This is a genomic window from [Clostridium] saccharolyticum WM1 (assembly GCF_000144625.1).
Taxonomy (GTDB): Bacteria; Bacillota; Clostridia; order Lachnospirales; family Lachnospiraceae; genus Lacrimispora; species Lacrimispora saccharolytica.
The window spans coordinates 972,532-988,772 of record NC_014376.1 but is presented as its reverse complement, the minus strand read 5'-3'; the positions used below and the strand labels follow the sequence as shown (position 1 = coordinate 988,772).

The window sequence follows — 16,241 nt, the reverse complement described above, 5'->3', positions numbered from 1 at the left end:
TTTTACCAGTTTATCATTTTTTTCTTAAATCACAAGTTAATTCAGGAAAGTTATACGCTATATTCAAGCCTTAGGAATATATTCCATAAAATGATCCAGTAATTTTAGAATTTTTCTGTAAAATAATACCAAATGAGATTGTTTCCGGAGGGAAAATGTGGTACATTAATGTTATCTCTAAAATTAATCAATAACAGGAGGAAAATTAAGATTATGAAAAAGAGAGCATTAGCATTAGTGATGGCGGTCATGATGGCTGCAACCTTAAGCGGATGCGGTTCATCCAAACCAGACGGCGGCGCAACAACTGCCGCACCTGCGGAAACCACCACCGCTGCCGAGAAAACAACAGAGACGACCGCTGCAGCCTCAGAAAAGTCTGAGAATGGGTACGAGCTTGCTTTGGTTACAGACTTAGGAACTATTGATGATAAGTCTTTTAACCAGGGTGCATGGGAAGGCATGAAGAAGTATGCAGAGGAAAATAAGATTTCCTACAAGTACTACCAGCCCCAGGAAGGAACCACAGATTCCTATCTTGAGACCATCGGCCTTGCCATTGAAGGCGGTGCCAAATTAGTTGTTTGCCCCGGTTTTTTATTTGAAGAGCCTGTGTTCCTTGCTCAGGAGCAGTACAAGGATGTACATTTCATCCTTCTGGATGGCGAACCCCATAATGCAGACTATTCAGAATTCAAAACAGAGGCTAATGTAATGCCAATCCTGTTCCAGGAAGATGAGCCAGGATTCTTAGCCGGCTATGCTGCAGTAAAAGACGGCTATACAAAGCTTGGTTTCTTAGGCGGTATGGCAGTACCTGCTGTTATCCGTTACGGTTACGGCTTTGCGGAAGGTGCTGACTTTGCAGCAAAGGAAATGGGAATTGACAACGTAGAAATTATGTACAACTACACAGGCGCATTTGCTGCTACTCCGGAAGCACAGTCCATGGCAGCTTCCTGGTACCAGAACGGAACTGAAGTGATCTTCGGATGCGGCGGTGCAGTCGGCAACTCTGCAATGGCTGCGGCAGAAGAAAAAAGCGCTAAGGTTATTGGGGTTGACGTAGACCAGAGCTACGAATCCAATACTGTCATCACCTCTGCTATGAAAGAGCTGTCCGTTTCCGTATACGACGGAGTTAAGGCATTCTATGACAATGCTTTCCCAGGCGGAAAAACCAGCATTTTCTCAGCTAAGAACAATGGTATCGGACTTCCTATGGAAACTTCCAAATTCACCAAGTTCACACAGCAGGATTATGATGCCATCTTTACCCAGTTAAAAGACGGTAAAATCGAACTGGTACAGCCTTCCAAGGATAACAACAATCCTACGGTTGACTTAAAGCTTGAAAAGACAAAAATTACCTTTGTAGAATAAACTGCAAAAAGGCACCCTTAGGGCATACCTTTACACCCGATAAAGCGAGGTGTCTCTGCCCCAAAAAACGGGTGAAGAATGAGGAAAGGAGATGCCGTTTGACTCACCAGTCAGAACAGACCTGGTCTCTTACGGCATCTCTTTTTTATTTTCTTAAAAGCAGAAAAATACAAGGCATATTTTATTAACCAGGTCCCATAGACAGGTACCGAATTAAGGGGGATTTTATGGATTACATTATTGAGATGCTTCACATCACAAAAGAATTTCCTGGTATCATCGCCAATGATGACATCACTCTTCAATTAAAGAAAGGTGAGATACACGCCCTGCTTGGTGAAAACGGTGCAGGAAAATCCACGCTCATGAGTGTCTTATTCGGCCTGTACCAGCCGGAAAAAGGCGTCATCAGGGTCAGAGGCAAGGATGAAAAAATTACCGGTCCTCTGGATGCCAATGCTTTGGGTATTGGCATGGTTCACCAGCATTTTAAGCTGGTAGAGAATTTTACCGTGCTCCAGAATATTGTTCTGGGCATTGAAACCACGAAACGCGGGTTCTTAAAAATGGATGATGCCCGTAAAAAAGTTATGGATTTAAGCGAAAAATACAAATTGTTTGTGGACCCGGATGCAATCATATCGGATATTACCGTTGGAATGCAGCAAAGGGTTGAAATCTTAAAAATGCTTTATCGCGACAATGAAATCATGATTTTTGACGAACCGACTGCGGTTCTTACTCCTCAGGAAATTGATGAACTGATGCAGATCATGAAAGACCTGGTAAAGGAAGGAAAATCCATCCTGTTCATCACCCACAAGCTCAATGAAATCAAGGCGGTTGCGGACCGCTGTTCTGTCCTGCGCCGCGGTAAATATATTGGAACGGTAGATGTTGCAGATACAACGCCTGAAGAAATGTCAGAGATGATGGTTGGCCGCAAGGTGAACCTGACCGTTGACAAAGGACCTTCCAAACCAGGAGATGTTGTGCTGGAAGTAAAGGACCTTTCTGTAGAGGCAAAACGGGAAGGACAGACAAAGAAGCTGGTACATGATGTTTCCTTCCAGGTAAAGAGAGGCGAAATCGTCTGTATCGCCGGTATTGACGGCAACGGCCAGACAGAGCTCATCCATGCCATCACCGGCATTTCTGACATGAGCACCGGTACTGTCACCATTAACGGGGAAGACATGACCAAAAAGAGCATTCGCTACAAAAACACTCATGGATTGTCCCACATACCGGAAGACCGCCACAAACACGGTCTTGTTCTGGATTATAACCTGGCTTATAACCTGGTCCTTCAGCAGTATTTTGAAAAGGAATTCCAAAGCAGTACGTTCCTAAAGAATGATAAGATTTATGAATACGCGGAAAAGCTCATCCAGGATTATGATATAAGAAGCAGCGAAGGCCCCTTTACCACCAGCCGCAGTATGTCAGGCGGTAACCAGCAAAAGGCCATCGTGGCCCGGGAAATCTCAAAAGCTCCTGACATTCTTCTGGCCGTTCAGCCTACCAGAGGCCTGGACGTGGGTGCCATTGAATACATCCACAAGCAGCTGATAAAGCAAAGAGATGCGGGAGCCGCTATCCTTCTGGTATCTCTGGAATTAGATGAAGTCATGAATTTAAGCGACCGGATTCTGGTTATATTTGAAGGCGGAATCGTAGCCGACTTAGATCCCAAGAACGTCACGGTTCAGGAATTGGGTCTTTATATGGCAGGCGCAAAGAAAGAAGGTGGCAAATCATGAAACCAAAACAGATCAAGGACCATACAGGCCTTCTCTCTTCTGTCTTTGCCATTGTGCTGGGATTAATTGTAGGCCTGATCATTTTGTTCCTCTGCAATCCGAAACAGGCACTTCCCGGATTTGCAACAATTTTATCGGGGGCATTTACCCATGGAGCCAAGGGAGTCGGACAGGTATTTTATTATGCCACCCCCATTATCCTCACCGGTCTTTCCGTCGGATTTGCTTTTAAAACAGGACTGTTCAACATTGGTACTCCCGGACAGTTTATTATGGGCGGTTTCGGTGCCGTCTATGTGGGGATCCTCTGGACATCCTTAGGACCAGCCCATTGGGTGGCAGCTCTGCTTGCAAGCATTATCCTGGGTGCGGTATGGGGGCTTGTTCCCGGACTTTTAAAGGCTTATTTCAACGTGAATGAAGTAATCGCATCCATAATGATGAACTACATCGGCATGTATCTGGTAAACTGGATTGTAAAAAGCTATAAGCCCCTGTTCAATAACCTGCGCAATGAATCCCGGAATGTGGCGGCTACAGCCAATATCCCGAAGATGGGCCTTGATAAAATATTTCCTGGCTCCAGTGTAAACGGAGGGATCCTCATTGCCATCATTACGGTGATCCTGATCTGGATCCTTTTAAACAAGACCACCTTTGGTTATGAATTAAAAGCTGTAGGTTTTAACCGGGATGCCAGTAAATACGCCGGTATCAATGAAAAAAAGAGCATTATCCTGTCCATGATGATCGCAGGCGCGATTGCCGGACTAGCCGGAGGACTTTTATACCTGGCTGGCACAGGGAAACATATTGAGATCAAGGATGTGCTGGCATCGGAAGGCTTTACGGGGATTTCCGTTGCTCTGCTGGGCTTAAGCAACCCCATCGGAGTTCTCTTCTCCGGCATCTTTATTGCATACTTGACAGCCGGGGGCTTTTACCTGCAGCTTCTGGAATTTTCTACGGAAATCATTGATATTATCGTTGCAGTAATTATCTACTTCAGCGCCTTTGCCCTTATGGTAAAAATCATACTTGCCAAGATCCAGAAGCAGAAGGCTGCAAAAACAGAAGCAGAGAAGGAAGGAGGAACGAAATCATGAACGTAATTTATTTCATATTCCAGCAGACCATGTATTTCATGATTCCTCTCATGATCGTAGCCTTAGGAGCCATGTTTTCCGAAAGAAGCGGTATCATCAACATCGCTTTGGAAGGAATCATGATCATGGGAGCCTTTACGGGGATCCTGTTTATCCATTTTACAGGCAGCTCTATGAGCGGTCAGCTCCAGCTCATCATTGCAGTGCTGATCTCCATGGCCACCGGTATGGTATTTTCCCTGTTCCACGCTTATGCTTCCATTAACATGAAGTCCAATCAGGTCATCAGCGGTACGGCTTTAAATATGTTTGCTCCCGCCTTTGCCATATTCATAGCCCGTGTTATCCAGAACGTGCAGCAGGTACAGTTTAACAATACCTTCCGCATTGCGTCTGTTCCGGTATTGGGAAAGGTTCCGTTCTTCGGCCCTCTCCTGTTCCAGAACGCCTATATTACCACTTATATCGGTATCGCTATCTTTTTGCTCTCAGCCATTGTCCTTTATAAAACCAGATTCGGCTTAAGGCTCCGGTCCTGCGGCGAGCATCCTCAGGCAGCAGATTCCGCCGGTATCAACGTATACCACATGCAGTATGCAGGCGTTCTGATTTCCGGTGCTCTTGGCGGGCTTGGAGGACTGGTTTTTGTGGTTCCTACCTCCACCAATTTTAATGCAGACGTAGCAGGATACGGATTCCTGGCTCTGGCCGTTTTGATCTTCGGTCAATGGAAGCCGGTGAACATCATGCTTGCCTCATTGTTCTTCGGACTTATGAAGGCTATCGCATCCGCTTATTCCGGAATCCCGTTTTTAAACGCAATCGGTATTCCAAGCTATTTTTACAAGATGGTACCTTATATTATCACATTGATTGTACTGATCTTCACCTCAAGAAACTCTCAGGCTCCTAAAGCAGAGGGCATTCCATACGATAAGGGACAGAGGTAACAAAGAAAACGGCAGCAGCAAAAAAGAGAATTCTCACCGGATATTCCTTTTTGCTGCTGCCTCTTTTTATCTCCCTGCATCCGGCCTCTTCTTCTGCCGTCTGCCTCTTAATCGGCCGCGGTCCCTGTACTTCCGCAAATTCTTAGGATTTATCTTCAATACCTGTCACGGGTAAAAGTCCATTCCATATAATACATTACAATGCACGAAAAGAGTGAGCCTATGATACCCTGTAATTGCTTTACCTGCCAGTCTAACTGTATATCGGACAATACTTATCTCACCTGGGATGCGAATGACTATGGGCCGTCACCGCTTGTGCTGAACATTGTCCACGATACCCTTCGAAACCCTACCTTCCGTACTACCCGCTGGACCGGAAATCACATGCAGCTTACTCTCATGAGCATCCCGGCAGATAGTAATATCGGCCTGGAAAATCATTCTGAGGTAGACCAGTTCATCCGAGTGGAAGCAGGAGAAGGACTGCTGCTTATGGGAGACAGTCCCTATCATCTGACGTTTCAACAATCTGTCAATGAAAATTGTGCCGTTCTCATCCCCGCTAATACCTGGCATAATATTATAAATACCGGCAATGAGCCATTAAAGCTATATTCCATCTATGCTCCCATAGAGCATTCTTTTGGTACGGTTCATTGGACAAAAGCGGATTCTGATGCAGAGGAATAACCATTGAATACAAAAGAAACGATAAGCAGACTTTTAAGCCGGCGGAGATTTTATTATAAAAAAAGTGCAGAGAGAGGCGACCAGCCTCTCTCTGCACTTTTTTATAAAATCCCGTAGATCTCCCTTCAGAAGGAAGCATTATGCCTAAAAACGGAACTTATCTTCAAAATAGCTTTTCAGTTCAGCAATGGGAACTCTTACCTGATCCATGGTGTCACGGTCGCGTACGGTTACTGCAAAGTCCTCTTCTGAATCAAAATCATAGGTAACACAGAACGGAGTCCCGATCTCGTCCTGCCTTCTGTAACGCTTTCCAATATTGCCTCTGTCATCAAATTCACAGTTATAATATTTGCAAAGCTCTTCATATACCTTTTCTGCACCATCGTTCAGCTTCTTGGAAAGAGGCAGTACCCCGATTTTTACAGGAGCAATGGCAGGATGGAAGTGAAGTACGGTACGCACATCCCCTTCTGCGATTTCCTCCTCGTCGTATGCGGCACATAGGAATGCAAGGGTCACACGGTCAGCTCCCAGAGACGGCTCTACCACATAGGGTACGTACCGCTCCTTTTTTTCGTCATCAAAATAAGTGAGATCCTGTCCGGAGGTGTTCTGGTGCTGTGTCAGGTCATAATCTGTTCTGTCCGCAATTCCCCATAATTCGCCCCAGCCAAACGGGAACAGGAATTCAATGTCAGAGGTCGCCTTGCTGTAGAAGGAAAGCTCTTCCTTCTCATGATCCCTGACACGCATCTCATCATCCTTGATCCCCAGAGTCTTCAGCCAGTTGATACAGAATTCTTTCCAGTATGCAAACCATTCCAGATCCGTTTCCGGTTCACAGAAAAATTCAAGCTCCATCTGTTCAAATTCCCTGGTGCGGAAGGTAAAGTTTCCAGGTGTGATCTCATTGCGGAAGGATTTACCCACCTGTGCGATTCCAAATGGAATTTTCTTCCGGGAGGTTCTCTGAACATTCTTGAAGTTTACAAAAATACCCTGGGCGGTTTCAGGCCTTAAGTAAACAGTGTTCTTGGCATCCTCTGTCACTCCCTGAAAGGTTTTGAACATTAAATTGAACTGGCGGATATCTGTAAAATCATGCTTTCCGCAGCTTGGGCAGCAGATATTCTTTTCATCGATGTAGTTTTTCATCTCTTCCTGAGACCAGGCATCCACGGAGCCTTCCACCGTAAGGTTGTTTTCAGCCATATAATCTTCAATCAGCTTATCTGCACGGAAACGCTCTTTGCATGCCTTGCAATCCATCAGAGGGTCAGAAAAGCCGCCTAAATGTCCGGAAGCAATCCAGGTCTGGGAATTCATCAATATGGCACAGTCCACGCCCACATTGTAGGGACTCTCCTGAACAAATTTCTGCCACCATGCTTTTTTTACATTGTTCTTCAGTTCTACACCTAAATTGCCGTAATCCCAGGTATTGGCAAGGCCGCCGTAAATTTCGGAACCAGGATATACAAATCCCCTTGACTTTGCAAGTCCCACTATCTTTTCCATTGTTTTTTCCATGATCTTAACCTCTCTTATTTAAATATGATGTAATTTTTCCCTTCTGCTGTCTGAACGGTATAGCGATCCTTTATAACTACATTATCGGAGACAAATAAAAGCCTTCCCTGAGTCTGTACCGTCACCGGCTGTTTTGCCTTCAAAACCACAGCAAAGCAATCTCCCCTGCTGGACAAAGCCTTTTTTTCTGCCGGCTTCCCGTCAGAGGCCTTAATAAAAGCCACTCCCTCCGACTCACTCTGCCCCATTACCTGGGAGAAAGGGGTCACGGCAATGGAATCCACCTGATTTTCCTTATCCTCATACTCAGAAGCAAACCCCGCCAGATCGTTTCCTGATCCATAACGAAAGACCATGGTGGCATTTCCTTTTTCCAGATTACAGGATTCCAGGGTTACAGCTCCCTGTCCATGGGTTTCGTTATATTTTGAAACGGCTTCTTCCAGATAAGCTTTCAATTCATCTGCACGATAGTAATCCTGTTCCGCATAGGCTTCCACCGTGGAAGTCTGAAGGGTGCCTTCTCCCGTCACATAGATTCTGCTGCTCTCCCCGTTCAAGGCGCTGCCGCCGCTCCTGCCTAAGCAGCCGGTCAGCATAACCGCAGCCAGGAAAGCCACCAGAACCCCTTTCATTTTCTTCATCCATTTCCCTCCTGCATTGAGTCCGCCGCACGGATTCTGTGAATCCGTACCCCCAGTGCAGCCGGGGAATCCTTTGGATCCACCGGCTTACGGGCATCTGCCCTATGAATCAGGACGCGGAAAAACCTTCTTCTGTGCAAGCACAACGAAAATTTTTCCGCGTCCTGATTCGCACCGCTCATAGTATTCCTGGACATTATACCAAATCCTACCTGTCATTTCAATACTTTCCCCCCTGTCATGGTCTGCAAAATCTCAAGGGAGTGAAAATCCCGGTCCACATAACGCTTCTTGTTGATTTCCACGCAGCGGCTGAACTCCTCCAGAACCGGTTCGGTCAGGGTAAAGGTGTAAAGATGCTCTGCCGGGGAGGCGATTACATATTCCCAGGTATAGCCTGCCGAATCACTGACGGGGCAGGGAGGTTTTTCCGTGTATTCCCCGTTCAGCACCATGGCTTTCAACTCAAAGACCCTCTGGACCAGCTGATTTTTCAGGGCTGGCTTTAAAAGTGCCCGTATGGACTGGTAAAGAAGCTTTAAAAGCCCTGTACCATCCATGTTCTCTCTGGCATAATAATCAGCCAGCTCCAGAAAATAAGAGCCATAGCAGGTTCCTTCCATATCCAGAGAAAGGGCATCAAAGTAATTGATGATCTCCGCCGACCGAAGGGTATAGGAATCCCTGCCCTCATACAGGGAAAACTGCCCGAAGGCAAAGGGGCGGCTTACTGCCATAAGAGGACTTCCCGGTCTTCTGGACCCTCTGGCAAATGCGGTGATTTTTCCTCTTTCCCTGGTGAGTATTACAAGGCGCTTATCCATCTCTCCAACCGGGGACACACGAATCACCATCCCCGTCATGGTCTCAACTTCCCTCAATTCCTACCACCACTTTTTTAAATTTCTTTTTCATTATATCCATAATTCTTCATATACAGCTCGCTGTCACGCCATTCCTTCCGGACCTTTACCCAGAGCTGTAAATTTACCTTTGTATCCATCAGGTCTTCGATTTCCCTGCGGGCAGCGGTTCCGATTTTTTTCAGCATGGTACCGCCTTTTCCAATAATGATCCCTTTGTGGGAATCCCTTTCGCAGATAATATCAGCTTCAATATCCATAATGCCGTTATCCCGTTCTTTCATCTTTTCAATGGTCACCGCGATTCCGTGGGGTATCTCGTCGTTTAAAAGGCGAAGAGCCTTTTCCCGGATTAGCTCTGCTGAAATCTGGCGCATAGGCTGGTCGGTCACCGTATCTTCGTCGTAATACTGCGGCCCTGCTGGAAGATATTTATAAATAAGCTCCAGCAGGAGATCCGTATTCTTATCCTTTAAAGCGGAAACCGGAACAATTTCAGCAAACCGGCAGACATCCTTATAAGCACTTATAAAGGTCAGAATCTCCTCCTGATTTTTCACCGTATCAATTTTATTAATAGCCAGGATCACCGGTGTTTTTACTTGATTTAACTGCTCTGCAATATGCTGCTCTCCCGCACCGATGTAGGTGGTGGGTTCCACCAGCCATAGCACCACATCCACTTCCTTTAAGGTTCGTTCTGCAACGCTTACCATATATTCTCCCAGCTTGTTCTTAGCCTTATGGATACCGGGAGTATCAAGAAAAATAATCTGCCCTCTTTCATCCGTATACACGGTCTGGATCCTGTTTCTGGTAGTCTGGGGCTTATCAGACGTTATCGCGATCTTCTGTCCGATGAGATGGTTCATCAGGGTAGATTTCCCAACATTCGGGCGCCCGATCAGGGTTACGAAACCTGATTTATAATTGTTTTCCATATAAGTTCTCCTTTCCTCTTTCGTGTCCATGGTTTTTGGACATAGAGGTATGCCTGTTAAGGCGTTTCCTCTTTCGTGTCCATGGTTTTTGGACATAGAGGTATGCCTGTTAAGGCGTTTCCTCTTTCACGTCCATGTTATTTGGACATAGGGGAACGCCTGCAAGGCGTTTTATCATGAGTGGAACAGGTTCTTGGTCTCCCCAAACAGCTCCTTATCCGCGGACATTCTTTCTTCATTTCCAATGACGCATAAGCTTCCCGTATCCAGAACGGCTTTTACAAGAGGTGCTAAACTGCGGATGTCTTCCTGAGTCGCGGTTAATACCTCTTCCCGCTCTTTTTCCATCATTTCCCGGTCCACGCCGGATAAATAGGCGGAAAGACCGCGGTTACCTTTGGTGGACGGAGGGTACGGCACATCCATATCGCTGATGGTGCCGATGACATATTTTGTCATATCCCGGTCCGATGACTGGAAATTTTTCAAATACTCTACGATCCCATCATAGATCCGGTTCGTTTCTCCTACATTGGGATCCCGGTAGGAGGTGAAATACCCTTCTCCGGATCGTCCGAATCCGCTCATACAGCCATAGGCTCCGCCCTTCACTCTTAAATGGATCCACAGATAATCATAGCTTAAAATGACCTTTAAGATCTTAAGAGCTCCGGTATATTCCCGGCCGCTGCCTGCAAAGGTTCCGCATCTTGCCACATAATTGACCTGGGAAGCCGTATAGAAGCCTTCGTTCCTGTTTCCTGCCGTAAAAGCAAAAGGATAATGTTTTGCCTCTCCTTCAGGCAGTACATCGGTAAGCTTTTTTAAAGCCTCGGGAAGCAGCCCATAGCCTTCCTCATCCGCGGTATAGCTGACCAGCATGTTTTTCCCGGTAAAAAGCTTCTTCATGACCGCTTTCAGCCGTTCAATGATCTCCTTCTTATGGGAGGGGTATTCTTTCTCCAGATTTTCCAGAAATTCATAGTATCCGATTCCTCCGGTCAAATCGTTATAGCTGGAGGTAGGGGAATAATAGGAAGTGGCTCTGGCAACCGCTGCCGAATGGCAGGAGCCTTCCAGCTTCATCCTGGCCCTTGATCTGGTCTCACTGATAATTTCACCCACCCGCTTTTCATCATCCAATATGGAACGGGTCAGGATCTCACCCAGAATGGAGAATCCAAAATCCACCTTCTCATAAAGCACCCTGGCACTTGCTACGAAAAATCCTTTAAACTCTCCCTTATTTTTCAAGTCAGGATAAGAGGTCACGCTGAAGCTGACGCCGCCGCTGTTTAAATGGATCTCACTGGTCAGGTCTCCGTAGGTGAAGTTTTCCGTATTCACATACCCAAGCAGGGATTTTAAAAATCCCACATATGGCAGATCCTCGTAAGGAACTGCAGAAGTATCGAAAAGCACTTTCAAGTATCCGATACCAGAGGTAAACATCTCATGATGGATCACCTTAATGCCATGGGCTGATTTTTCCTCCCATAGGATCTCTTCCGGCTCTCTGGTAATGTCTTCTCTCCGAAGCATGGGGATCATTTCCAAGGTCTCCTGGGGAGAGGGCGTTTCCTGGTATTCCCTTAAAGCCCTGGTCTGTTCCACCAGATGGAGAAGCTCCTCCTGGGAGAGAGAGGCTTTATAGACTGCCAGCTTTTTAGCTACCTTCTCCTCTTCCATTGCCGATAAATTCTTTTTGGGGCTTACGGTTAAGAAGGCTTCAAAAGGATTATCCAGAAGGTATTCCCTGATAAGCTGTTCAAAATATCCGTCATCCACCACTTTTTTCAGATAATCAAAGGTATCCTGATATTCCAGATGCATAATAGGATCTCCGTCATACAGCCAGCTGTCCATGCATTGAAGTCCATACATGAGTCCCTTTGGCGCTGAACCGTAATCCGCCTCACGGTAACGGAATTCGTAAAAATTCATTCCGGCTTTCAGGCTCTTCTTATTGATTCCTTCATCCGCAAGCTTTCTTAAGGTTCCTTTTACAACGGCAAGAAATTCCCCTCGCTGCTCCTTGTTGGCATTTTTAGCAATGACGGAGAAATAAGGCTGAAGAATACCGTTGTCATATCCGCCTAAAATGTCCTGCCCAATCCCTGCGTCAATGAGTGCCTGCTTTAAGGGAGCACCCGGAGCATCCAAAAGGGTGTATTCCAGGATCTGAAAGGCTATATAAAGCTTGGGATCCAGCCCTGTTCCCACTGCCGTACTGATGGAAAGATAGGTGGCATTTTCTTCGGATTGTCCTTCGGTGATGGAATAAAAGGTCTCTGCTTCCACCGGTTTTAGAAAGGGCTTCTGCCTTGGAATCCTGGATTCAATGACTGTTTCATCGTATTGGCTTAAATACTTCTCATCAAGCCATACCAGCTTTTCCGCCATATCCATATCTCCGTAGAGGTAAATATAGCTGTTGGAAGGATGATAATATCTCTTATGGAAAGCCAGAAAGTCCTCATAAGTCAGATCCGGTATAAAGGCAGGATCCCCCCCTGATTCCTGACCGTAGCAGTTATCCGGGAACAGGGTTTTTCTGGTATAACGGTCCAGCACTTCCTCCGGGGATGAAAATGCCCCCTTCATCTCATTATATACGACTCCGTTATATATCAGATCAGACTCCAGGCTTTCCAGCTCATAATGCCAGCCTTCCTGCATAAAAATCTTTGGTTCCTTATAAATATTGGGATGAAGCACTGCATCCAGGTACACGTTCATTAAATTCTGAAAATCCTTATCATTGCAGCTTGCCACCGGATATACGGTTTTATCAGGATAGGTCATGGCATTTAAAAAGGTGTTAAGGGAGCCTTTCACCAGCTCCACAAACGGATCTTTAACCGGAAACTGATCCGACCCGCAGAGTACACTGTGCTCCAGAATATGGGCAACTCCTGTGCTGTCTGACGGCGGAGTACGGAATCCAATGGAAAACACCTTGTTCTCATCATCGCAGGATATGCAAAAAATCCTTGCCCCACTTTTTTTGTGTCGGAGCACGCATCCCGATGCATTGATTTCTTTCATTGCTTTTTCTTCCACAACCTCATAGGCTGCAAGGTTTTTAAATAGATTCATTCTGTAATTCTTCCTCCTGCATTCTATTATACGTAAGTCCCCAGTGCATCCGGTGAATTTGCAAAATTCGCCGGCTCACAGGGATTCGCCCTATGAAACAGGCCATGAGAAGATTTTTAATGTGCAGGCACGACGAAAATCTTCTCATGGCCTGTTTCGTACTGCTCGTTGCTTACGTGGATATTAATTACATGTTGCCCACTAATTTGTCTTTTAATATGGCCGCGCATTCTCTGACGCAAAAGTGTACGAAAAGAACAGGGTCGGATCCGCAGGATATGCCGTAGATATCCGGAATTCCCCATTTTTTCCCGATCTGCTGTGCCCGGTACACATGAAAATCACTGGTAAGAACTCCGATCTTAATGGGCTTATCCGGCACCTCCGCAAAAGTTCCGGGTTCCATGAAAATCGGATTATTTTGCCTGCGTGCTTTCCTCTCCGCCTGATCTTCTTCAATGGCTACACGGCTGTATGCAATATTCTCAACGGTACTGGTAGACCGGGTTTCTAAAATCAGCTGTTCCTCATTGACTCCGTTAAAAACAAGATAATCCCGCATGGCTGCGGCTTCGCTTACAGGCTCATCCGCTCCCTGGCCGCCGGAAAGCACTAATATCACGGACGGATTCTCATCGGCGTACTCAATGGCCTTATCCAGCCGCTTTTTCAAAGACTTACTGATTCCTGTCTCCTTTACCCTGGCTCCCAGTACGATGACATAATCCAGATTGGAAGCATCCCGGGCAGCAACTCCCGTAAATACAAGAAACTCCACCACCATAAATACCAGAATACCGGTACAGCACATGGTGATCACCGACACCGGAATCCACAGAGGGATCTTTTCCTTATGCTTCACATAGGTTTCCCATCCCAACGGCAGCAGTATGCATACGGCGGCGAACATAAGCCAAATAAAGGAAAGGGAAGTGGTCAGGCCTGAATAAAAAACGATCACAACATAATAAATAATGCAGGAAACGGCTATCAGCCAAAAAATTAACGCCATATGCCCGCCTCCATTCTACAGGTTTTGAAATCAGGTAAATTCTGGACATGATACCTTTATAGCATACCACAATATGGAGATTTCTACAACTATCACTAAAAACAGCCAAGGAAAACCTTCCATCCGGCAATCAGTAAGACCAAGGCTGTTTATAAGTATTTTTTCCTGTATTTATCAGATTTTAAAAGCGCCTGCAGCAAACCGCCGTTCCCTGCTGTCTGCTGTAAACGCTTATTTGTATTAGGCTTCCCATATATAATTCCAACATTGAACCTCCTTCTCAGTATTAACCATATTTTTTCTATAAACGCCGTATTCCTAAAATATAATCATTATCTTTCTATTTGATAGGAAAGAGGGAAAAAACTTGTAAAGAACGACACTGTTAAAACGATAAAAATGAGACGGAGACCCCAATTCTTCGGATCTCACCGTCTCTTCCCTTTCCACCTTATGAATCGATGTTATTAAATTTTAAAATAACTGTTTGCTACAGCACAGGCAATGGCAATGAATGCACTCAATAAAGTGCCTATCAAATACTTTTCTGAAAACGCCTGATCTTCCAATCGTTTAAAACGAGCCACGCTCTTTGCCGTCAGCACAAATCCAATGGTACTGTATTGTCCGATCATTCCCAGTAAAAATATAATTTCCCGTTCCAATATTCCTATATAAGTACCGATTTTGGGATTTTCCGTATCACGCTCCTTTGTCACCGCCTCAAAGACCAGCTTGATCAATAAGGAAGCCGGTTGGCCGCAGATCAGAATTCCCATTGCCATATTAATAATGTCAGCCAATATTTTTGCATCATAGCGTTTTTCTAACATATGGATATACGCCCCGCCGGTAAATCCGGCTATTCCCCATCCTATTATGAGAATAGCTGTATGCAGCATCTGGTCAAAGAAAAACAACCAGATCTTTTGACCGGGATCCAGGCTTTTGTTTTTTTCAATCCTTATCTTATAAAAATCAATCCCTCCATGAAACAAGCCGGCAACGAAAGAAAAAACTAACAGTCCGGGCACCTGATCCCTGGTCAGGGGAATCACTGCGCAAATAAATAACACAAAGGAATAGCTCAAAGAGTGCAGCACCAGGGCCGGGATACTATTCTTTTTCTTATTTGCGGTTTTGCCGGTCTGAACATAGAAATCTCCTATGATGTGTCCGATTATCAGTAATTTAAGAATCATTTTTTTCACCGTAATTGTTTATTAAATATTGAAGCGCCATGAAATCCATGCTTCGGATCAACTGGACATTTCCCCGTTTCATCACCGTATCTATATTCTGCCTGGATCTCTGCACGATATCAGCGATCCTGGTATTCATTCCTTTTTTGGAAACAGCCTCATCAGCCTCTGTCATATGACCGGTGATGATTATTTCATCCTGCCTAAACAGATCCGTTTCGGAAAAATCCGTACTCTGAATCTGGTTCCTGCCAATGGATCTTTTATATGTCTTTTCCTTTACTCCATAGCTTTCTTTTAAGTTCAGCATATCCAGGCCATGATCATTTACTTGTCCCTTTTCTCCCACAAAGGGGTAAAGAAGCTCTGAAACCAGCTGAAGAAAATTCTGCATATAATTCTGCCCGGCTTTGTATCCCCAGGAAACATTCAGCAGATAATTGGCAAATATGTCTTTTTCTGATTTTGAATTGATTCTGATATTTTGAAATTGCTTTTTATATACCTCTTCAATTGCATTTCTCGCATTATGATAGGCAGGGCCATCCTGTTGCGCAGAGGTTCCTCCCTCGATCCTTATATTCCATTCCCCAACCCCCAGCCCTGCACGCAGCTGTACCGGGTGCACCATAAGCTCCAAAATTCTCCAATAGGAAACTGCTGCAAATGGACTTTCAAACAATCCCTGCAGCTCATCCCCTGCGCTAAAGGTTACATCACAGGCAAGTTCTTGTTTGCTGGCGTCATTTAACATCTTAATGCATTTGGTTAAGTACTCCTGTACCTCATTGCGTGTATCGATATCATAGGTTTTTGATCTTTTTATATCTATGATTATTGCACAATAGTTCCGATTCATAGCCTGCCTCCGCTTCCTATTATACTCTCTTCCGGCAAAATGTCAAACACATATGTTTGCTTTTTTATATTATCATACATTTTTGTCTGCTTTTCATATCTGCAGACATGATCAATTCTTGCCGGGAAATGCAAGACCCATAAATTGCCTTCTTATTTCCCTTCACAGCAAGGCTGGCAGGCAAAAACCCGCA

13 protein-coding genes are annotated in these 16,241 nt (G+C 45.3%); 5 read left to right on the top strand and 8 right to left on the bottom strand.

What is annotated here, in order from left to right; translation table 11 throughout:
* Window positions 1-213 precede the first annotated feature (213 nt).
* The 5 genes from CLOSA_RS04715 (at window position 214) to CLOSA_RS04695 (ending at window position 5,895) form a co-directional block, all read left to right on the top strand.
* Window positions 214-1,383 (top strand): BMP family lipoprotein, encoded by a 1,170-nt coding sequence (locus CLOSA_RS04715; protein ID WP_013271627.1) that lies wholly within the window; start codon window positions 214-216, stop codon window positions 1,381-1,383.
* 227 nt (window positions 1,384-1,610) lie between these two features.
* Window positions 1,611-3,146 carry an ABC transporter ATP-binding protein gene (locus CLOSA_RS04710; RefSeq protein WP_013271626.1) on the top strand — a complete coding sequence of 512 codons (1,536 nt, stop codon included), beginning with the start codon at window positions 1,611-1,613 and terminating at the stop codon, window positions 3,144-3,146.
* Complete coding sequence (locus tag CLOSA_RS04705; protein WP_013271625.1) at window positions 3,143-4,252, top strand: ABC transporter permease; 1,110 nt, start codon at window positions 3,143-3,145, stop codon at window positions 4,250-4,252. Before CLOSA_RS04710 ends, CLOSA_RS04705 begins: the two co-directional genes overlap by 4 nt.
* Window positions 4,249-5,202: an ABC transporter permease gene (locus CLOSA_RS04700; protein WP_013271624.1), complete on the top strand. Its 954-nt coding sequence runs from the start codon at window positions 4,249-4,251 to the stop codon at window positions 5,200-5,202. Before CLOSA_RS04705 ends, CLOSA_RS04700 begins: the two co-directional genes overlap by 4 nt.
* A gap of 222 nt (window positions 5,203-5,424) precedes the next feature.
* Window positions 5,425-5,895, top strand: coding sequence for a cupin domain-containing protein (locus CLOSA_RS04695; RefSeq protein WP_013271623.1), 471 nt, complete (start codon window positions 5,425-5,427; stop codon window positions 5,893-5,895).
* Between the two features lie 144 nt (window positions 5,896-6,039).
* On the opposite strand, the gene CLOSA_RS04690 is transcribed toward CLOSA_RS04695, so the two are convergent.
* The 8 genes from CLOSA_RS04690 to CLOSA_RS04650 form a co-directional block, all read right to left on the bottom strand.
* Complete coding sequence (locus CLOSA_RS04690) at window positions 6,040-7,428, bottom strand: glycine--tRNA ligase (RefSeq protein ID WP_013271622.1); 1,389 nt, start codon at window positions 7,426-7,428, stop codon at window positions 6,040-6,042.
* A gap of 14 nt (window positions 7,429-7,442) precedes the next feature.
* On the bottom strand, window positions 7,443-8,072 hold the full coding sequence (locus CLOSA_RS04685; RefSeq protein ID WP_013271621.1) for a hypothetical protein: 630 nt from the start codon (window positions 8,070-8,072) through the stop codon (window positions 7,443-7,445).
* A gap of 215 nt (window positions 8,073-8,287) precedes the next feature.
* Complete coding sequence (recO, locus tag CLOSA_RS04675) at window positions 8,288-8,953, bottom strand: DNA repair protein RecO (RefSeq protein ID WP_013271619.1); 666 nt, start codon at window positions 8,951-8,953, stop codon at window positions 8,288-8,290.
* A gap of 17 nt (window positions 8,954-8,970) precedes the next feature.
* The gene (gene era, locus CLOSA_RS04670; protein ID WP_013271618.1) at window positions 8,971-9,876 is read right to left on the bottom strand and encodes a GTPase Era; all 906 of its coding nucleotides are present in this window, start codon (window positions 9,874-9,876) and stop codon (window positions 8,971-8,973) included.
* A gap of 174 nt (window positions 9,877-10,050) precedes the next feature.
* The gene (locus CLOSA_RS04665) at window positions 10,051-12,975 is read right to left on the bottom strand and encodes an insulinase family protein (protein ID WP_013271617.1); all 2,925 of its coding nucleotides are present in this window, start codon (window positions 12,973-12,975) and stop codon (window positions 10,051-10,053) included.
* Window positions 12,976-13,162: 187 nt separating this feature from the next.
* Entirely contained in the window at window positions 13,163-13,987 is an 825-nt protein-coding gene (locus CLOSA_RS04660; protein ID WP_013271616.1) for a YdcF family protein, read from the bottom strand.
* 467 nt (window positions 13,988-14,454) lie between these two features.
* Complete coding sequence (locus tag CLOSA_RS04655; protein ID WP_013271615.1) at window positions 14,455-15,189, bottom strand: DUF3307 domain-containing protein; 735 nt, start codon at window positions 15,187-15,189, stop codon at window positions 14,455-14,457.
* Window positions 15,179-16,048 carry a SatD family protein gene (locus tag CLOSA_RS04650; protein ID WP_013271614.1) on the bottom strand — a complete coding sequence of 290 codons (870 nt, stop codon included), beginning with the start codon at window positions 16,046-16,048 and terminating at the stop codon, window positions 15,179-15,181. The genes CLOSA_RS04655 and CLOSA_RS04650 overlap by 11 nt, the downstream gene beginning before the upstream one ends.
* Between the last annotated feature and the right edge of the window lie 193 nt (window positions 16,049-16,241).